17 protein-coding genes and 2 pseudogenes are annotated in these 18362 nt (G+C 60.3%); 7 read left to right on the top strand and 12 right to left on the bottom strand.

Translation table 11 applies throughout. The features are described 5' to 3' along the window. Positions 1-37: 37 nt before the first annotated feature. Positions 38-925 (top strand): DMT family transporter, encoded by an 888-nt coding sequence (locus CS390_RS06900; RefSeq protein ID WP_099773863.1) that lies wholly within the window; start codon positions 38-40, stop codon positions 923-925. On the opposite strand, the gene CS390_RS06895 is transcribed toward CS390_RS06900, so the two are convergent. From CS390_RS06895 to recQ, 3 genes are all read right to left on the bottom strand, one after another. Further along, positions 926-1210, bottom strand: a complete 285-nt coding sequence (locus tag CS390_RS06895) for a SelT/SelW/SelH family protein (protein ID WP_099773862.1) — start codon at positions 1208-1210, stop codon at positions 926-928. It abuts the gene before it with no gap. Positions 1211-1235: 25 nt separating this feature from the next. Further along, positions 1236-1670: a MarR family transcriptional regulator gene (locus CS390_RS06890; RefSeq protein WP_099773861.1), complete on the bottom strand. Its 435-nt coding sequence runs from the start codon at positions 1668-1670 to the stop codon at positions 1236-1238. A gap of 120 nt (positions 1671-1790) precedes the next feature. Next, positions 1791-3923, bottom strand: coding sequence for a DNA helicase RecQ (recQ, locus tag CS390_RS06885; RefSeq protein WP_099773860.1), 2133 nt, complete (start codon positions 3921-3923; stop codon positions 1791-1793). A gap of 246 nt (positions 3924-4169) precedes the next feature. Between recQ and CS390_RS06880 the strand changes: the two genes are divergently transcribed. Further along, positions 4170-4757, top strand: a complete 588-nt coding sequence (locus CS390_RS06880) for a YecA family protein (RefSeq protein ID WP_065760888.1) — start codon at positions 4170-4172, stop codon at positions 4755-4757. A 10-nt stretch (positions 4758-4767) separates the two neighbouring features. After that, positions 4768-5130 (top strand): YbaN family protein, encoded by a 363-nt coding sequence (locus CS390_RS06875; RefSeq protein WP_099773859.1) that lies wholly within the window; start codon positions 4768-4770, stop codon positions 5128-5130. 44 nt (positions 5131-5174) lie between these two features. Here the strand turns inward: CS390_RS06875 and CS390_RS06870 are convergent, their stop codons facing one another. From CS390_RS06870 to CS390_RS06860, 4 genes and pseudogenes are all read right to left on the bottom strand, one after another. Continuing rightward, on the bottom strand, positions 5175-5774 hold the full coding sequence (locus CS390_RS06870; RefSeq protein WP_099773858.1) for a tRNA-uridine aminocarboxypropyltransferase: 600 nt from the start codon (positions 5772-5774) through the stop codon (positions 5175-5177). Between the two features lie 74 nt (positions 5775-5848). Further along, positions 5849-6823 (bottom strand): annotated as a pseudogene (locus CS390_RS25635) (methyl-accepting chemotaxis protein); the annotation flags it as partial. A gap of 279 nt (positions 6824-7102) precedes the next feature. Beyond that, positions 7103-7408, bottom strand: a pseudogene (locus CS390_RS25630) (PAS domain-containing protein); the annotation flags it as partial. Between the two features lie 142 nt (positions 7409-7550). Beyond that, complete coding sequence (locus CS390_RS06860) at positions 7551-8444, bottom strand: LysR family transcriptional regulator (protein ID WP_065760884.1); 894 nt, start codon at positions 8442-8444, stop codon at positions 7551-7553. 221 nt (positions 8445-8665) lie between these two features. Here CS390_RS06860 and speB point away from each other — a divergent pair, with 221 nt between their 5' ends. Both speB and CS390_RS06850 read left to right on the top strand, forming a co-directional pair. Then, on the top strand, positions 8666-9616 hold the full coding sequence (speB, locus tag CS390_RS06855) for an agmatinase (RefSeq protein ID WP_065760883.1): 951 nt from the start codon (positions 8666-8668) through the stop codon (positions 9614-9616). A gap of 144 nt (positions 9617-9760) precedes the next feature. After that, positions 9761-11140: a sodium:solute symporter gene (locus CS390_RS06850; RefSeq protein ID WP_099773856.1), complete on the top strand. Its 1380-nt coding sequence runs from the start codon at positions 9761-9763 to the stop codon at positions 11138-11140. 71 nt (positions 11141-11211) lie between these two features. Here the strand turns inward: CS390_RS06850 and CS390_RS25260 are convergent, their stop codons facing one another. Then, positions 11212-11337 (bottom strand): PA1414 family protein, encoded by a 126-nt coding sequence (locus CS390_RS25260; protein ID WP_256587577.1) that lies wholly within the window; start codon positions 11335-11337, stop codon positions 11212-11214. Positions 11338-11461: 124 nt separating this feature from the next. Continuing rightward, positions 11462-12355 carry a LysR family transcriptional regulator gene (locus CS390_RS06845; protein WP_099773855.1) on the bottom strand — a complete coding sequence of 298 codons (894 nt, stop codon included), beginning with the start codon at positions 12353-12355 and terminating at the stop codon, positions 11462-11464. A gap of 104 nt (positions 12356-12459) precedes the next feature. Between CS390_RS06845 and CS390_RS06840 the strand changes: the two genes are divergently transcribed. Continuing rightward, positions 12460-13635, top strand: coding sequence for an MFS transporter (locus CS390_RS06840; RefSeq protein ID WP_099773854.1), 1176 nt, complete (start codon positions 12460-12462; stop codon positions 13633-13635). Here CS390_RS06840 and CS390_RS06835 read toward each other — a convergent pair. Both CS390_RS06835 and CS390_RS06830 read right to left on the bottom strand, forming a co-directional pair. Next, positions 13583-14512: a DMT family transporter gene (locus CS390_RS06835; protein WP_099773853.1), complete on the bottom strand. Its 930-nt coding sequence runs from the start codon at positions 14510-14512 to the stop codon at positions 13583-13585. The two genes, CS390_RS06840 and CS390_RS06835, sit on opposite strands and share 53 nt — an antisense overlap. Before the next feature lie 208 nt (positions 14513-14720). Beyond that, positions 14721-16046 (bottom strand): DEAD/DEAH box helicase, encoded by a 1326-nt coding sequence (locus tag CS390_RS06830; RefSeq protein WP_065760681.1) that lies wholly within the window; start codon positions 16044-16046, stop codon positions 14721-14723. 139 nt (positions 16047-16185) lie between these two features. On the opposite strand from CS390_RS06830, the gene CS390_RS06825 reads away from it, so the two are divergent. Then, positions 16186-17487, top strand: coding sequence for a mechanosensitive ion channel family protein (locus tag CS390_RS06825; RefSeq protein ID WP_065760682.1), 1302 nt, complete (start codon positions 16186-16188; stop codon positions 17485-17487). Here CS390_RS06825 and CS390_RS06820 read toward each other — a convergent pair. Beyond that, positions 17428-18306, bottom strand: a complete 879-nt coding sequence (locus CS390_RS06820; RefSeq protein WP_099773852.1) for a carboxylate/amino acid/amine transporter — start codon at positions 18304-18306, stop codon at positions 17428-17430. The two genes, CS390_RS06825 and CS390_RS06820, sit on opposite strands and share 60 nt — an antisense overlap. Between the last annotated feature and the right edge of the window lie 56 nt (positions 18307-18362).

Below are 18362 nucleotides of genomic sequence, written 5' to 3'. Positions count from 1 at the left end.
CTGAGCAGGCTGCCTCACTCAAACAACAAGGACCTCCATGAATCACCGCACCGCCCTGGGCGCCTTGCATATTGGCGCGCTGTTTTTCGGCCTGACTGGCGTGTTTGGCAAGCTTGCCAGCGCCGCACCGTCGATCATCGTCTTTGGTCGAGCGGTGTTCGCGGTAGCGGCACTGGCTGCGTTCGCAGCCCTCGCCGGGCAAGGCTGGATCCGCTTGCGGAATCAGGACTGGCAACGCCTCACGCTCGGCGGAGTACTGCTGGCGGGACACTGGGTCAGCTTCTTCATTGCCGTAAAGGTCGCGGGCGTCGCGATCGCCACCTTGGGCTTTGCCAGCTTTCCGGCCTTTACCATCATCCTTGAAGGCCTGCTGTTTCGCGAACGCATCCGTGGCAACGAGGTACTTTTGGTAGCGCTGGTCAGCCTTGGCCTGATTCTGGTCACCCCCGACTTCAACCTCGCCAGCGAAGCCACCGGCGGCCTGCTGTGGGCGTTACTTTCCGGGCTGCTGTTTTCATTGCTGTCGCTGATCAACCGCGCCAATTCCGGACGCGTCCCGGCAGTCCAGGCTGCCCTCTGCCAAAACGCCGTGGTCGCCCTGTGCCTGCTGCCCATGGCGGCGCCGGAGATCAGCGCGGTACCTGCACTGGACTGGCTGTGGATTGGCCTGCTCGGGGTGTTCTGCACAGGCGTTGCCCACAGCCTGTTCGTCGCCAGCCTCGCGGTCATCAAGGCTCGCACTGCGGCGGTGGTCTTTGCCATGGAGCCGGTCTACGGCATTGCCATGGCCTGGATGATTTTCGCAGAGACGCCCACACCGCGCATGCTCATGGGCGGTGTGCTGATCATTCTCGCTATTGTCGTATCCAGTCGCATGGCCACAGGCCGCGAAGGCAAGAAGCTCAAGGCCGCCGAGAGCGCCTGATCAAGGCCGGTCGTTGTGACCCAGGTCGCGCTGCGGATCGATCTGGTCGCGTACACGCTGCTTGAGCACTTTGGCCTCAGGGAAACCGCCATCGGCCTTGCGCTCCCAGATCTGCACACCGTCGCAGGTGATGCGAAAGGCGCCTCCCGTGGCCGGCTCAAGCGCCACCCGCGACAGGTCATCGCTGAAGGTACTGAGCAGCTCCTGAGCCAGCCAGGCAGCCCGAAGCAGCCACTGGCACTGAGTGCAATAGGTGATGACGATCTCAGGCTTGTGCAGGGTCATGCGGGTACTGTCTCCTGACCGGTGACTAGGACTTCTCCAGGTTTGCCAGAATGCGCGCATGCACACGCATGCAGATGTTCAACTCCTCCTCATCGACACCCGTGAACAGCTCGGCACGCAAGGCATTGGCGATGGTTTCGATCTGTTCGATCAGAGGCTTGGCTGGAGGGCAAAGCAGAATTTTCTTCGCCCGGCGATCTTCCAGGACGGCCTGACGACGCACCAGGCCCTGGGCCTCCAGGCTATCAAGCAAACGGGCCAGGGTCGGCCCCTCGACGCCAACACTCTGCGCAAGCTCGCGTTGAGTTGGCGCATCTTCGAAACGGGCCAGGTGCAACAGCACCAGCCAACGCGCTTGTGAAAGGTTCAATCCGGCCAGGCGGCGATCCAGTTCGGCGCGCCAGCCACGGGACATCTGCGCCAGCTGCATCCCAAAGCGGTGGTGATCGGTCAACGGCATAACACACTCATCATCAAAAACAATTATTAGTCAGCTAACCATGGTCGAGCCCCTTAGGCAAGGCTCTGACACCAGGCATTTTGTCCAACAATCGTTATAAATGATGACATTAGCGGTGTTTTACATCTCAAATTCTGCGGCCAGGGCAGCCCGAACGCAGTACAACACCCCTTCTGGTACTCGTGCCCCGAACTGCCCGGCAATCGCCGAGACTGGCGGCAACTCACCCTCGCCATCAAGGAACGCGTCCTGAAGCTCAAGCAACAGGTCTTCCGGCAAATCCAGCGCCTGCTCCAATGACAACTCCTGACGACCGATGGCTTCGGCCAGCAGGCTGTAGACGTTTTTTTCGCTGCATTGCAGTTGGCCGGCGATCTGGATCGGTGTCATGCCGGCACGGGCCAGGGTCACCAACTCGTGACGCAGATCGACCACAACCTTGGGCGTTTCAGCCTCGCCACCAAGCACCTCAAGGAAGGCCTGACCGTAGCGCTCCAGCTTACGCGCACCGACACCACTGACCCGGGCCATTTCGCTCAGGCTGCTCGGTTGGCTGCGCAGCATTTCGAGCAACGTCGAGTCGGGGAAGATCACGTAAGGCGGCACGCCATGCTCCTCGGCCAACTTGCGCCGCAGCGCACGCAGGGCCTCCCATTGCTCGCGCTCTTCACCACGCACCAACTGGCTCGCCGGGCTGCCGGAGCTGCCAGTGCCTTTGCTGGTCTGCGGTTTGAGATCTCGACGCAGCTCCAGGTTGACCTCGCCACGCAGTAACGGGCGGCAACTGTCGGAGAGGCGCAGGCCACCATACCCTTCAAGGTCAATATCAGCCAGGCCTCGGGCAACCAGTTGACGGAACAGCGAGCGCCACTCCCCTTCCTGGCGCGCCTTGCCGACGCCAAACACCGACAACTGTTGATGGCCAAAACTACGCACTTTTTCGTTATCACGACCGAGCAATACGTCGATCAAATGGCCAACACCATAGCGCTGCCCCGTACGGTAGATGGCCGAAAGGGCCTGGCGTGCCGGTTCGGTCGCGTCCCAGGTCTGTACGCTGTCAACGCAGTTGTCACAATGACCACACGGCTGCTGAAGTTCTTCGTCGAAGTAGTTCAGCAATATCTGACGCCGACAGCGGGTTTCCTCGCACAAGGCCAGCATGGCGTCGAGCTTGTGCTGCTCGATGCGCTTGTGGCGCTCATCACCCTCGGAGTTTTGCAGCATCTGCTTGAGCATCACCATGTCCTGCAGGCCGTAGGCCATCCAGGCATCGGCGGGCAGCCCGTCACGGCCGGCACGACCGGTTTCCTGATAGTAGGCCTCCAGTGACTTGGGCAAGTCGAGGTGAGCGACAAAACGCACGTTGGGCTTGTCGATACCCATGCCGAACGCAATGGTCGCGACCATGATCAGGCCCTCCTCGTTGAGGAAGCGCCGCTGGTTGCTGGCACGGGTTTCAGCGGGAAGACCGGCATGGTAGGGCAAGGCCGGGAAGCCTTGATCACAGAGGAAGGCTGCAACATCGTCGACTTTCTTTCGCGACAGGCAGTAGACAATACCGGCGTTGCCACGGCGCTCGCCAAGGAACGCCATCAACTGCTTGCGTGGCTGCTCCTTGGGCACTATGCGATAGAAAATGTTCGGCCGATCGAAACTCGACAGAAAGCGCTCGGCGTTCTGCAAATGCAGACGGGTAACGATTTCCTCGCGGGTACGCATGTCGGCCGTGGCCGTCAGGGCAATACGCGGCACGTGCGGAAACAGTTCGGCCAACTGCCCCAACTGCAGGTACTCCGGACGGAAATCGTGGCCCCATTGCGAAACGCAGTGCGCCTCGTCAATCGCGAACAGCGCAATCTCCAGGCCGCGCAGGAAATCCAGCATACGCGGCTGAACCAGACGCTCAGGCGCCAGGTAGAGCATCTTGATTTCGCCGCGCCGGATCTTCCCGGCCAGCTCGCGCTGCTGCTCGGCACTCAGGGTCGAGTTCAGCGAGGCAGCTGCCACCCCCAACTCATCGAGGGTTGCAACCTGGTCTTCCATCAGGGCAATCAGGGGCGAGACAATCACCGCCAGACCATTGCGCAACAACCCCGGCACCTGATAGCAGAGCGACTTGCCACCACCGGTAGGCATCAGCACCAAGGCGTCCCCGCCCTTGGCCACACATTCGATGATCGCACCCTGGCGACCACGGAAACTGTCGTAGCCGAAGATATCCTTGAGGACGCGCTGAGCCTGTTCGAGCATAGAAACTCCAAAAATCGCAGAACCATCCTCGCCACAGGCTGGATGAAAAACCGATCCGCCTCATCCGAAAATGCGTAAGCGGCTTTTACCCCGGGACCGCCACGCAGGGCTCCCGACACAAAAGCCGGGCATTATACCCGAGCGCCTGCCCGCGCAGGTGCCTCTACGATAGAGCGTCTTCCTTTGCATCGTTTGCACCGCAAGGTGCTAGAATTCATTATCGTTTATTCCCAAGGTAGCCCTGTAATGTCCTTCGCTGAGCAATTGAACCGCCTGCAAGCCTTCCTCGACGCCGACGAGTTGCATGAGGAAGCGCTGGACTACGTTGCCGCTCACGGCTACCTGACCGCGCTGTCGATCTGCGCCGAAGCCGTGCCCGAGCGTGAATGGATCGACGCCCTGTTCTCCGAAGAGCCGCATTACAAGGACGACGCCCAGCGCACAGAGATCGAAACGACGCTGATCAAGCTCAAGGAACACATCGCGCGCCAACTGGCCAGCGACGAGGAGTTCGAGCTGCCATGCGACCTGGACCTTGGCGACGAGCCGGACGACTCCGAGCTGCGCGGCTGGTGCATCGGTTTCATGGAAGGCGTATTCCTGCGTGAAGAAGCCTGGTTCGAGACCGCGGAAGAAGAAGTCAGCGAAATGCTGCTGCCGATCATGGTCGGCTCCGGCCTGTTCGACGAACAGCCTGAATTTGCCGACATCGCCAGCGATGCCAACCTGATGGACGACATGATCGTGCAGATCCCTGAGGCGCTGACTGCGCTGTATCTGCTCTGCCATGCGCCAGACGAGAAGCCAGCGCTGCTCAAACCCCGCCACCACTGAGTTTTTACCGATGCGTTACCTGCTGCTGGCCATCGGCTGGCTCAGCGTTGCGCTGGGGGTGATCGGCATCTTCCTGCCGGTACTGCCGACCACCCCGTTTCTGCTGCTGGCAGCAGCCTGCTTTGCGCGCAGCTCGCCCCGTTTTCACGACTGGCTGATCAACCACGCCCAACTGGGCCCGTGGATTCGTGACTACCTCAACGGCGAAGGCATCCCCCTCAAAGGCAAGGTCTATGCCATCGGCCTGATGTGGGCAAGTATCAGCCTGTCCTGCTACTTCGTACCCTTCCCATGGGCACGTGGTTTCATGCTGACCAGTGCGGTGTTGGTCAGCGTCTACATCCTGCGTCAGAAAACCCTGGTTAAACGTTGACAGCCTATGCCATTGGCGGGAGCTGCAGCACTGTGCACAGGCACTCAGCGCACATGGTTACGCGCGTAGGTCTCACTGCCCATTGCCGAAATCTGCCCTTCGATCAGTGCGTCGAATGGCTTTAGCAACCCGTCAAACACGTCCGGCGCCTCGAGCACGTTCAATGCCTGCACCACCGCCTCCAGCGTCGATAACGCGCCTGGTTCCGGCGCCTTGCGCAACCGGTAACGCGACGGCTGAACGGTTGCCAGGCTGACCCTCGGCAGGCCCGCCAGCAACGGGTTCAGGTGCAACAACTTGCGTGCCTTGCGCCAGGTTCCGTCAGGCACTACCAGCAACCAGGGACGCGAGTCCTGGTCGTTACTGTAGGGGCCAAGCGCTTGCGCTTCATCGCCAGGGAACAGCACGGCAACCCGGTAACCGGGGGTCGCGATCAGATCGGGCAGATCATCAAACACCTCGCCCACCCGCAACTCGGCATTGCGCAGGCCCAAGCCAGCCAGGCGAGCAGTGTTCAGAGCATGGCGGACTTCACTCGGGTGCTGCAAAAGCACGACGCGTGTACGGCTCTCAAGGCTGGGGATCAAGGGGCAAAGGCAGTGGTTTTGCGGTCGCAGGCAGCGCTCGCAGTTGATTCTGGACATCGATTTCTCCTGAGTGCACAAGTGTGCCACAACAGGCTCGAAAAGCTTACCCACATCCCTGTGGGTAGCCGGGGCTAGCGGTTGAAGCGTTCTGCCAGGCTGTACAGGTAATCAGCCATGTGTTCGAGGTCCTGACTGATCTCTGCTCCCTGCTTGGCCTGATCGGCGCTGTGGTCGCAGAGCTGGGCGATACGGGTAATCTGCTGATTGATGTCCTCGGCCACATGGCTTTGTTGCTCGGAAGCCGTGGCCATTTGTTGGCTCATGCCCGTAATGCGGCTCACGGCCTGGCTAATACCGACCAATGCTGATTGCACGGCCTCAACGCGCTGCACACTGTCACGGGAAATCTGCTCGCCCTTGGTCGCGGTGCTCACGGCGCGCTCGGCACCGGAACGCAGCGAGGCAATGATCTGGTGGATTTCCTCGGTGGACGTACGGGTACGCTGGGCCAGCGAGCGAACCTCATCGGCCACGACCGCAAAGCCCCGCCCCTGCTCCCCCGCCCTGGCGGCCTCAATGGCCGCGTTCAGCGCCAGCAGGTTGGTCTGCTCGGCAATCGAGGTGATCACATCCACGACGCTGCCAATCGACTGGGTCTGGTCAGCCAAGGCATGCACTGCCACGCCAATGTTGTTGACCGCTTCGCTCATACTGCTCATCGCTTGCAAACTCTGCTGAGCCAGATCACTGCCCTGCTGAGTCAGCTTGTCAGCATCGGAAGCGGCAATGGCCGTGTTCTGCACATTGTGGGTCACCTCCTGAATCGTCGCGGCCATTTGCGCGATGGCCGTGGCGGACTGGTCGGTCTCATTGCGTTGACGATCGAGCATCTGCGCCTGGGAGCCCGACAAATCGGAAGATTGCGCCGCCCGCGCCTTGACCCCGACGCCCGCGTCAACCAACCGGGTCAGTGCGGTCTGCAGCCGGGCCTCCTCACTGATAATGGCCAGCTCCAACTGCCCCAGCAACCCCGCATTGTCACTGTAGGTCAGTGCAACCAGCGGGCTGGTGAAGGCTTTGGGGTGCTCAGCCAAAGTGCGCTTGATGGCGCGGTTCTGTCGCGATTCGGTCAGGTACCAGGCCGCAAGCAGGCTCGCCGCCAACACACCCAGCGCCGCGTATTGCGGCAACCACAGGTACCCTGCTGCCGACACGCCTCCTGCAACCAGCAATGGCCAGCCATGAGCCAACTGGGTGCCCAGCCGTGCAGCGACCGGTAGCGCCGAACGCCCTTGGCGCAAGCGCGCATACAATGCAGAAGCCCGGCGAATCTGCTCACGGCTCGGCACTGAACGTACTGACTCATAACCGCTGATCCGGCCATTTTCATAAATCGCCGTAACGTAGGCACTTACCCAGTAAAAATCGCCGTTCTTGGCCCTGTTCTTGACCACGCCCATCCAGGGCTTTCCCTGTTTGATGGTCTCCCACATATGAGCAAACACCGCAGGCGGCATGTCCGGATGACGTACCAGGTTGTGCGTCTGACCTACCAGTTCCTCATTGGTAAAACCACTGATCGAGATAAAGGCATCGTTGCAGTAGGTAATGCGGCTGTTCAGGTCGGTGGTGGAGATTAGCCGCTGTTCATTGGGAAAGGTTCTTTCATGCTCAGTTACGGGCAAATTCATGCGCATCTGGGCGTTCCCTGCTTGGAGGAAAATGATAGAAAATCATCAAGCAAAGGAAGGTTTAGCAGAGCCTTTACGGGCGTGATGGCGAAAAAACCCAGAAATTTCCCGATTTTCGAAAAATATTTTCCAGACATACCGTTCAGGCTGGCATGAGCTGTGCCTTGAGCAAATCACGAAAGGTCTGGATCAACGGTTCGCGGCTGCGCCCGCGGCGGATGATCATGGAAAATGGCGCTTGGTAGCCGAAAGTCGCCGGGGACAGTACCCGCAAATCGCCCTTATCCACCCAGGCCTGTGCATAGTGCTCGGGCAAATAACCAATGTAGGCACCGGACAACACCAGGATCAGCTGTGCCTCCATGCTCTCCACCGTTGCCGCGCTGTGCTTGAAACCATGCCGGGCAAGTTCCGCCTGGCTCCAGTAACCACGCCCGACCATGCGCTGCTGGGTAATCACTTGCTCGGGAATACGCCGTTGCAGGTAGAGCGGATGGCGATTGCTGCAGTACAGCCAGTGTTGCTCGCGGTACAGCGGCTGATACAGCAAGCCACTCATGCGTGTGGAAAACGCGCCAATCGCCAGGTCCAGGCGGTTGTCCTGCACGCCCAACTGCAACTCGTAAGGGCTGGACACCGACAAGTGCAAATGCACCGCCGGGTGCTCCTGACTGTATGCACCAATGGCCTCGGCCAGCGGCAACGCCCGGTCACCTACCGTGGAATCGATCACGCCCAGGTTAAGCGTGCCACGCAACTCGCCTTTGAGCGCTGCAGCGTACTGCTCGAAACCTTCCATTTCCGCCAGCAAGCGCAACGTTTCCTGATGGAACAGTTCACCCTTGCTGGTCAGGCTGAAGCCACCACGCCCCCGATGGCACAGCACGATCCCTAACGCAGATTCCAACTGGCTCATGTAGGTGCTGATGGCCGAGGTCGACAGGTTCAACTCTTGCTGGGCATTGGCGAACCCTTGATGACGCACGACGCTGACGAAGATGCGCAGCAGTTTCAGGTCAGGCAATGCGTTGGCCATGTTCGATTAATCCGTGGGGGGATGGTCTGCAAAGTCTAACCAGCACCGGGCGCATAGTTCATAAAAATCTGAAGTAAGTATTTAGCTGTAGCGATTCTTTTCAACCACTACGTTTTGCAGACTCCGCCACAACCCGGCCTGTGCGCGGTATTTCAGTTGCTTTCCCGCTTCAGCCCGACAGGTTTCAACCACTAAAACTATCGAATCGATGAGGCCAGACCGTGGACAAGATTCTTCATCAACCGCTGGGCGGCAACGAAATGCCGCGCTTCGGCGGTATCGCCACCATGCTCCGTCTCCCCCACCTGCAAAGCGCAGCCGGCCTGGATGCCGCGTTTGTCGGTATTCCGTTGGACATCGGCACCTCGCTACGCTCGGGGACTCGCTTCGGCCCACGGGAGATACGTGCTGAGTCGGTGATGATCCGCCCTTACAACATGGCAACCGGTGCCGCCCCCTTCGACTCGCTGTCAGTGGCTGACATCGGCGATGTGGCAATCAACACGTTCAATCTGCTCGACGCGGTGCGGATCATTGAAGAGGCCTACGATCAGATCTTGGCACACGATGTGATTCCACTGACCATGGGCGGCGACCACACCGTCACCCTGCCGATCCTGCGTGCCCTCCATAAAAAACACGGCAAGGTCGGGCTGGTGCATATCGATGCCCACGCCGACGTCAATGACCACATGTTCGGCGAGAAAATCGCCCACGGCACCACCTTCCGCCGTGCAGTCGAAGAAGGCCTGCTGGACTGCGACCGGGTGGTACAGATTGGTTTGCGCGCCCAAGGCTACACCGCAGAAGACTTCAACTGGAGCCGAAAGCAGGGCTTCAGGGTGGTTCAAGCCGAGGAGTGCTGGCACAAGTCGCTAGAGCCGCTGATGGCTGAGGTGCGTGAAAAAGTCGGTGGCGGCCCGGTCTACCTTAGCTTTGACATCGACGGCATAGACCCGGCCTGGGCGCCTGGTACCGGCACGCCAGAAATCGGTGGCCTGACCACCATACAGGCCATGGAGATCATTCGTGGCTGCCAGGGCCTGGACCTGATCGGTTGCGACCTGGTGGAAGTGTCCCCGCCTTATGACACGACCGGCAACACCTCGTTGCTCGGCGCCAACCTGCTCTACGAAATGCTGTGCGTATTGCCGGGCGTGGCACGCCGCTAAAGCAACACCTCCAGGACAACCGCCACGGCAGGAAGCCATGACAGCGCGGCCGCTGACCGGCCCGCTGTACTGAAGAATGCCCCGGGCGGCCATGGCCGCCCGCGAGGTCGATCTCGCCATAATAAAGACAATCGGAGACACCCCATGGCCCTGGATATTTTCGTTGTACTGATTTACGCCGCCGGCATGCTCACGCTCGGCTGGTATGGAATGCGCCGAGCCAAGACCCACGAAGACTACCTTGTCGCTGGCCGCAACCTCGGCCCGACCCTGTACATGGGCACCATGGCCACAACCGTATTGGGCGGTGCTTCTACCGTTGGCTCCGTACGCCTTGGCTATGTCCATGGCATCTCGGGTTTCTGGCTTTGCGCCGCCTTGGGCATGGGCATCATCGCCCTGAACCTGTTCCTGGCCAAACCGCTGTTGCGCCTGCGTATTTTCACCGTGACCCAGGTACTTGAGCGCCGTTACAACCCCATGGCCCGTCAAGCCAGTGCCGCAATCATGCTGGCTTATGCACTGATGATCGGGGTGACCTCTGTACTGGCCATCGGCACCGTTCTGGAAGTGCTGCTCGACCTGCCGTTCTGGCTGGCCATTGTGCTCGGCGGTGGCGTGGTCGTGACCTACTCAACCATCGGCGGCATGTGGTCACTGACCCTGACAGACATCGTCCAGTTCGTGATCAAGACCGTCGGCCTGATGTTCATCCTGCTACCGGTGTGCCTGTACAAGGTCGGGGGCTGGGATGAGTTGGTGAACAAACTGCCAGAAGCCAGTTTCAGCCTCACCACCATCGGCTGGGACACCATCATCACCTACTTCCTGATCTACTTCTTCGGCATCCTGATCGGTCAGGACATCTGGCAACGGGTGTTCACCGCGCGCGACGAAAAGGTGGCTCAATATGCCGGTACGACCGCGGGTGTCTACTGTGTGATCTATGGTCTGGCCTGCGCCCTGATCGGTATGGCAGCACATGTACTGATGCCTGACCTGAGCAACCCCAACAACGCCTTCGCCGCAGTGATCAAGGGCACCCTGCCCGATGGTATCCGCGGGCTGCTGATGGCTGCTGCCCTGGCTGCCATGATGTCCACCGCCAGTGCTGGCCTGCTGGCAGCCTCCACCACGCTGACCGAAGACCTGCTGCCACGGCTGCGCGGCGGCAAGCAGTCGAGCCTGGGAGTGAACCGTCTGTTTACCTGCCTGACCGGTATCGTTGTGCTGGGCATTGCACTGGTGGTGAACGACGTGATCAGCGCGCTGACCCTGGCTTACAACCTGCTGGTCGGTGGCATGCTGATTCCGCTGATCGGCGCGATCTACTGGAAGCGCGCGACCACTGCAGGCGCAATCACCAGCATGGTGCTGGGTTTTGGTACCGCACTGGTATTCATGTTCAAGGATGGCCTGGAAGCCAACACGCCGATCTACTACAGCCTGGCAATTGGCCTGATCAGCTTCATCGCAGTCAGCCTGATGTCACGCCAACCCGTAAAAGCAGCAGAATTGGCCTGAGCTGAACCTAACCTGAACATACCGTCGCATTCGCCATGATGCGACGGTTTTCAGGCCGATACTGCGCCAGTTTACTTGCGCGGCTGGCGTTTGCGTTGCTCCTCATCACTGGGAATCGGAACCGGTTGCAGCGGTGGCGGGATCAGGCCAAGCGCAACAGCCAGGTCATGTAGCCAGTTATACAGCGCATTTTTCATGACATCCCCCTTACGGGCTATCTGGCGCGGCAAAGAAGTCCTGCGGCGCTTCATAGAGATCATAGCCCGATGTCCTTCACCGCGCACCGCTGAATCTGACAAAGAAAACACGGCTTGACCTCGATCAAGCGCTGACCATACGACATTGCGCGGGCTCAAGCCGGTCTTCCTGCTGCAACGCCACCCAGGCACTGAGGTTCGCCCCCAGCATGCCCTTGCGCCACATCAACCAGGTGGTGGCCTCGTCGAACGGTGACTGCAAACGGTGAACCGCCACGCTTTCACGCCCCGGCAGGCTCTCCAGCATGGATTGCGACATCAGTGCGACACCGGCGCCGCCAATAACGCAAGCCAACATACTGGGGTAGGACTCAATTTCCATCACCCGGCCCATGGCCGCATGGTCATGGGCATACCAGGCTTCAAGACGCATCCGGTACGAACAGCCCTGACGAAAGGTGAATACCGCACGCCCTGCCACGTCGCGGGCACTGCGCACCGGGGGATGATCGGCCTCGGTGATCAACACCAGGGTTTCATCGCAAAGCGGCACACCATCCAGGCCCGCCAGGCTCAACGGACCATCGACCAATGCAGCATCCAGGCGCCCACTGAGCAAACCCTCAAGCAGTTCACCACTGGGCGCCGCCTGCACCTGCAAATTGACCGCTGGGTAGGCCCGATGATAACGCGCCAGCAAGGCAGGTAAATGGATGGCAGCCGTGCTGTACATGGTGCCGAGCACAAAATTCCCTGCCGGTTGGCCGCCCTGCACTGCGGCAAAGGCCTCATCGTGCAAGGCCAGCAGGCGTCCGGCGTAATCCAGCAACACCTTTCCTGCCGGTGACAACTGCAGACGCTGTCGTTCGCGACGAAACAGCTCTACGCCCAATTGCTCCTCAAGTTGGCGCAGGCGCGTCGACAGGTTGGACGGCACCCGATGCAACTGCTCGGCAGCCCGGGTAACCGAACCCGTCTCGGCAACCGCCTGAAAGATTCTCAGCTGACTAAGCTCCATGGTCATTCTCTAAAAAAGAACAGGTTCATCATAATTATTCAATTTTATTGAAAGTCAATGCGCACTAGCCTGACGGTCATCGAACCTTGCATTGGAGACCCGTCATGTCCCCGACTCTGCGCCTGCTCGCCAGCTTCGTCGCCTTGATGATGGCGATGGGCATTGGCCGTTTTGCCCTGACCCCACAACTGCCACACCTGATCAGCGAAGGTCAGTTGGGCCTCAGTGCTGCCGGGGTGGTGGCGGCAGCCAACTACCTGGGTTACTTCGTGGGCGCGCTGGACGGCATGTTTGCGCGCCGGCCCGGGCAGGTCCGGCTGCGCTTGCTGGCCGGACTGTGGCTGTGTGTACTGCTGACCCTGGCGTCGTTCTGGGCGAACGGGTTCTGGGCGCATATGCTGCTGCGCTTTGGTACCGGTGTGGCCAGTGCCTGGGTGCTGGTGATGATCACCAGCTTAAGCCAGCAGTTGGCCGCGCAAAGCAACCGCCCGCAGTTGGGCGCCTTGGTCTTTGCAGGCCCAGGCATGGGCATCTGCCTGACCGGTTTGCTCGCCCTGTATTCCAACCTACAGGGGCTCGGTTCTGCACCGCTGTGGTTGATCTATGCCGCAACCGCCCTGCTGATGCTACTGGCCATTCTGCCGCTGCTGCCGCAACCCGCAACCGCTACAAACGCAGCGATCAGCCTGGGCGGCAGCACACCGGGAATTGCCCGCCTGAGCGTTATCTATGCGCTGTACGGCACCGGCTACATCATTCCGGCGACCTTCATGTCGCAAATGGCCAATACACACTTCCACGGCCAGTGGCTGGCCGACCTGTTCTGGCCCGGCTTTGGCCTGGCGGCAACGCTGGGTGTGGTGATGGTCAGTCGGCGTCGCCCCGGACAAGGCAGCACGTCACGCTGGTTGATGGTAACGCTATGGCTGCAGGCCGCCGGGGTATTTGCTTGCCTGCTGGGGAACGGCCCCGGCCTGGCGCTGGGCGTGGTGCTCTGCGGTACGCCGTTCCTGGCCTGTATGCAGTTGGTGATGCAGCGCTCTCGGGAACTGGCACCACACGCCACACAACGCAACGCGGGCCTGCTGACCGCCTGTTTTGCCCTTGGTCAACTGAGCGGCCCTTTGCTGGCCGCCCTGAGCACCCAGTTTGCCGCCAGCCTTGAGCCCGCGTTGATAGTCGCAGGCGCCGGCCTGTTGCTGGCGGGCACCCTGTTGCTGGCCCCCGTTACTGGCCGAGCAGGCTGCGCAAACGTCGACGTACCCACTGCTCTGCGCTGACCATCGTGACCCCGAGCAGCACGCAGACGGCCCCAAGAATGAAGTTCAGACTGAGCGGCTCGCCAAGCAGCAGTACCCCAAACGTCACCCCGAACAACGGGGTGATGAAGGAAAACACTGCCAGGTTCGATGCCAGGTAACGGCGCAACAACCAGAACCAGGTCAAGTAACTGAAGAACGACACCACCAGGCCTTGGAACAACAGGCTGCCAACCGATATCGGGGTAAATGTAACCTGGCCGATCTGGCCACTGACCGCGGCGATCATCAGCAGCCCGACAAACCCCACCAACAACTGGTAGAACAGCGTCAGTGTCGCCGGGGCCTTGGACAACCGCGAACCGCGCACCACGACGGTCGTTGCGCCCCACGCCATGCCGGCCAGCACACCAAAGGCATCCCCGAGCAGCATGCGCCCGTCCAGATGCTCCAGCGATACACCACCGGCAAATGCCACCGCAATACCGCCAAAAGCCAGCGCAATACCCAACCATTGCAATGGCCGCAGCCGTTCGCTGGGCAGCAGCCAATGCAAGCCCAGCGCGGTAAACACCGGCGCGGTATAGAGAAACACCGACATATGAGCTGCCGAAGTCAGTTGCAGGCCTTCGGCAATGAACAGAAATTCCAGGCCAAACAGTGCACCGGCCAACAGACCGCCGCGCCAGGTACTGCTGACATGCTCCCAGCCACCACGCCAGCAGATCAGCAACCCGACCAGCACCGCCGCAATACCCGAGCGACCGGCGGCCTGCATCACCGGCACGATGTCGGCCGCTGCCCATTTGATCATGACCTGCTGCATGCCCCAGATCAGGCACAACCCCAGCATGATTTGCAGGGCAAACGCGTCGGTCGCGCGGCGGGTGGTGCTCATGACAGGCACCCCGTCAGCAAAAACAGCATGGGAAACTCTCGGCAACAATGAATTCAGTGCCGATTATCAACGGGTAGTGAGGTGCATTACCAGCTACCGCTCCACATTTGAACGGTGCAGGGGCTTGCCTATGAGAGGATCACGGGCAAGCCCTGCTTCAACACAATGTGTTTTCAGAAGCAGGCCTTGCCGGTGACAAGGTGCCGAATTACTCGGCAGCTGGGGCTGGCTTGCGACGCTTCAGGGGGGCCAGGCCATCCTGGCTTACCAGCGGTGCGCTGGCTTTTGGCCGGTTGGCAGGCTTTTTCTTGGCGACGGCTTTCTTGTCACCTTTCTTGTCAGTCTTTTTCTTCTTGACCCCTACCGCCTTGCCCGATGCCTTGACCTTCTTCGGACCGCTGTAGGTGCCCTTGACCTCCTTGATGACCCGGCGCTCGAAGCTCTGCTTCAGGTAGCGCTCGATGCTGGACATCAGGTTCCAGTCGCCATGGCAGATCAGCGAGATGGCCAGGCCTTCATTGCCGGCACGACCGGTACGGCCGATGCGGTGAACGTACTCGTCACCACTGCGCGGCATGTCGAAGTTGATCACCAGGTCCAGGCCATCAACGTCCAGGCCACGGGCCGCGACGTCAGTGGCAACCAGCACCTTGGCCCCGCCCTGCTTGAGGCGTTCGATGGCCAGTTTGCGGTCTTTCTGGTCCTTGTCGCCGTGCAGCACGAAGGCTTTGAAGTCCTTGGCGACCAGGTGCCCGTAGATACGGTCAGCCATGACCCGGGTGTTGGTGAAGATGATGGCCTTCTGGTAGGTCTCGTTGGCCAGCAGCCACTGAACGATCTCTTCCTTGTGCTGGTTGTGGTCGGCCGTAATGATCTGCTGGCGAGTACCTTCGCTGAGCTGGCTGACGTTGTTGAGCATCAAGTGTTCAGGGGTCTTCAGCACTTTGCCGATCATTTCACGCAGGCCCGCGCCGCCGGTGGTGGCGGAGAACAGCAGGGTCTGTTCACGGTTAGGGCACTCGTTGCACAGCCGCTCGACGTCTTCGGAAAAGCCCATGTCGAGCATGCGGTCGGCTTCATCAAGCACAACAACCTGCACGTGCTCCAGCTTCAGGTTGCCGGCATTGAGCTGTTCGAGCATGCGCCCTGGGGTGCCAACCAGAATATCAGGCACCTTGCGCAGCATGGCGGCCTGCTCCTTGAAGTCCTCACCACCGGTGATCATGCCGGCCTTGATGAAGGTGAACTGAGCGAAACGCTCGATTTCCTTGAGGGTTTGCTGGGCCAGCTCACGGGTTGGCAACAGGATCAGGGCACGGATCTCGACACGCTTCTGTTTCAGATCGACCAGGCGGTTGAGCACAGGCAGAACAAAGGCTGCTGTCTTGCCGCTGCCGGTTTGTGCCGTCACCCGCAGGTCACGCCCTTGCAGCGCCAGGGGAATGGCCGCTGCCTGCACCGGCGTCGGCTCGACAAAGTTCAGCTCGGCCACAGCTTTAAGCAGGCGTTCGTGCAGGGCGAATTGGGAAAACACGGGTGTACCTCGGGCAAGTGCAGAAATTCAGTTGCATAGGGTAACGTTTTCCACGGCTGGAGCCGAATTTCTTTTGGCACTGAACGAGAAATACGGGCTCTAATGGCCCGTCTTTCATTTACAGAACCTTTCAAACGGTATGGATATCTCCACATTGTGGCAAAACGCCCTGGACCTCTGGGGCACGCTGGATCAACACCCGCTGTTGCATGCCGGCCTTGGCCTGAGCGTGCTGCTGGCCCTTGCACTGGCCCTCGGCCGGGTGGCGCGCTTTCTGATCCTGCACGCGGTCAAGCTGCTGGGCCGCCAACCGGCCTTGCACTGGCTCAACGACCTGCTGCGAAACAAGGTATTCCAACGCCTGGCCCAAACCACCCCGTCACTGCTGGTGCAGTTCGGCCTCAAGCTGGTGCCGGAACTGAGCGCCACCACCCAGCATTTCCTCGGCAACCTGGCGCTGGCCTTCACCATCCTGTTTGTTACCCTGGCCGTCAGTGCCCTGCTCGACGCCCTGCTGGCTATCTACGCGCGCACCGAACACGCCCGTACCCGCTCGATCAAAGGCTACATACAGTTGGCCAAGATGGTGCTGTTCGTATTCGGCGCGATCATTATCGTCGCCACCCTGATCGACCGCTCACCGCTGTTGCTGCTGTCCGGCCTGGGTGCGATGTCGGCGGTGATCCTGTTGGTCTACAAGGACACCCTGCTGTCGTTCGTCGCCAGCGTCCAGCTCACCAGCAACGACATGTTGCGGGTCGGTGACTGGATCGAAATGCCGCAAGTGGGCGCCGATGGCGACGTGGTCGATATCACACTGCACACGGTAAAAGTTCAGAACTTCGACAAGACCATTGTCTCGATCCCGACCTGGCGCTTGATGTCCGAATCCTTCAAGAACTGGCGCGGCATGCAGCAGGCCGGGGGGCGGCGGATCAAACGCAGCCTGTTCATCGACGCCGGGGGCGTGCGCTTCCTGCAGCCCCATGAAGAACAGCGCCTGGCCGATATTCGCCTACTCTCCGACTACATCGCACACAAGCGTCATGAACTGCACAGCTGGAATGAGGCACAAGGCCCGGTTGCCGAACTGTCGGCCAACCGCAGGCGCCTGACCAACATCGGTACCTTTCGTGCATTTGCCCTGGCTTACCTGAAGAGCCACCCGGACATTCAGCCAAACATGACCTGCATGGTCCGGCAGATGCAGACCACTGCGCAGGGCGTGCCACTGGAAATCTATTGTTTCACCCGTACCACGGCGTGGGCCGACTACGAGCGTATCCAGGGCGATATCTTCGACTACCTGCTGGCGGTACTGCCGGAGTTTGGCCTGAGCCTGTACCAGCAGCCAAGCGGCAACGACCTGCGGGCCGGGTTGTTACCCTCGTCCCTGGCTGGCGAGCAACGGTCGTTGAACGCCGATGCGGCTAAGCCATAGCGAGGCAAGTATCACCGCACCACCAAGGAACAATCGCCCCAGTGGCTCATGCTGGTTCCAGATCAACAGGTTGAGCAAGAGCCCCACGGGTACATGCAGGTTGTTCATCACCGCCAGGGTACCGCCGGAAACCAGGCAGGCGCCCTTGTTCCACCAGTACAGGCCCAGCGCAGTCGGGCACACCCCGAGAAACAGCAGCACCAGCCATTGCACCTCGGTGCTCGGCAGGTGCTGCGCGTTGCCGAACAGCAAGAACGCTGGCAACACCACGATCAAGGCGCCGAGATAGAAATAGCCGAAGCGCCGGTAGTGCGGCAAATCGCTGGGGTAACGCGCCACAAGGTGCTTGTACAGGACTTGCCCGGCGGCATAGGTAAAGTTGGCCACTTGCAGCAGCAGGAAGCCCATGAAGAAGTCCGGGTTGATCCGGTCAAAACGAATCACCGCCGCACCGCCAACTGCCACCAATGCCGCCAGCAGCGCCCACGGGTTGAAACGCCGGTTCAGGGCATCCTCGATCAGCGTCACATGCAAGGGGGTGAGGATGGTGAACAGCAACACTTCCGGTACCGTCAGCACCCGAAAGCTCAGGTAAAGGCACACGTAGGTAATGCCGAACTGCAGCGCGCCGATGCCGAGCATTGCGCCCATGAAGCGCGGCTCGACCTGACGCCAGCGGGTCAACGGCAAAAACACCAGCAACGCCAGTAACACCCGCGCCAATACGGCGAAATAGCTGTCGACATGCCCGGCGAGGTACTCGCCGATCAAGCTGAAGGAAAACGCCTGGATCAGCGCGACAATTAATAGATAGCCCATGTTTACCCCGTGCAGTGCAGCCCGCGACCTTAGCGGTTCGCCGCCAGGCGATCAAT

This window comes from Pseudomonas sp. HLS-6 (assembly GCF_002753995.1).
GTDB lineage: Bacteria > Pseudomonadota > Gammaproteobacteria > Pseudomonadales > Pseudomonadaceae > Aquipseudomonas > Aquipseudomonas defluvii.
The sequence above is the reverse complement of the archived record's forward strand: the minus strand, read 5'-3'. Positions and strand labels throughout refer to the sequence as shown.

Excerpts from the sequence above, each read along its gene's own strand:
- CS390_RS06900 (WP_099773863.1), top strand. The coding sequence starts at position 38 with ATGAATCACCGCACCGCCCTGGGCGCCTTGCATATTGGCGCGCTGTTT.
- CS390_RS06895 (WP_099773862.1), bottom strand. The coding sequence starts at position 1,210 with ATGACCCTGCACAAGCCTGAGATCGTCATCACCTATTGCACTCAGTGC.
- CS390_RS06890 (WP_099773861.1), bottom strand. The coding sequence starts at position 1,670 with ATGCCGTTGACCGATCACCACCGCTTTGGGATGCAGCTGGCGCAGATG.
- recQ (WP_099773860.1), bottom strand. The coding sequence starts at position 3,923 with ATGCTCGAACAGGCTCAGCGCGTCCTCAAGGATATCTTCGGCTACGAC.
- CS390_RS06880 (WP_065760888.1), top strand. The coding sequence starts at position 4,170 with ATGTCCTTCGCTGAGCAATTGAACCGCCTGCAAGCCTTCCTCGACGCC.
- CS390_RS06875 (WP_099773859.1), top strand. The coding sequence starts at position 4,768 with ATGCGTTACCTGCTGCTGGCCATCGGCTGGCTCAGCGTTGCGCTGGGG.
- CS390_RS06870 (WP_099773858.1), bottom strand. The coding sequence starts at position 5,774 with ATGTCCAGAATCAACTGCGAGCGCTGCCTGCGACCGCAAAACCACTGC.
- CS390_RS06860 (WP_065760884.1), bottom strand. The coding sequence starts at position 8,444 with ATGGCCAACGCATTGCCTGACCTGAAACTGCTGCGCATCTTCGTCAGC.
- CS390_RS06850 (WP_099773856.1), top strand. The coding sequence starts at position 9,761 with ATGGCCCTGGATATTTTCGTTGTACTGATTTACGCCGCCGGCATGCTC.
- CS390_RS25260 (WP_256587577.1), bottom strand. The coding sequence starts at position 11,337 with ATGAAAAATGCGCTGTATAACTGGCTACATGACCTGGCTGTTGCGCTT.
- CS390_RS06845 (WP_099773855.1), bottom strand. The coding sequence starts at position 12,355 with ATGGAGCTTAGTCAGCTGAGAATCTTTCAGGCGGTTGCCGAGACGGGT.
- CS390_RS06840 (WP_099773854.1), top strand. The coding sequence starts at position 12,460 with ATGTCCCCGACTCTGCGCCTGCTCGCCAGCTTCGTCGCCTTGATGATG.
- CS390_RS06835 (WP_099773853.1), bottom strand. The coding sequence starts at position 14,512 with ATGAGCACCACCCGCCGCGCGACCGACGCGTTTGCCCTGCAAATCATG.
- CS390_RS06825 (WP_065760682.1), top strand. The coding sequence starts at position 16,186 with ATGGATATCTCCACATTGTGGCAAAACGCCCTGGACCTCTGGGGCACG.
- CS390_RS06820 (WP_099773852.1), bottom strand. The coding sequence starts at position 18,306 with ATGGGCTATCTATTAATTGTCGCGCTGATCCAGGCGTTTTCCTTCAGC.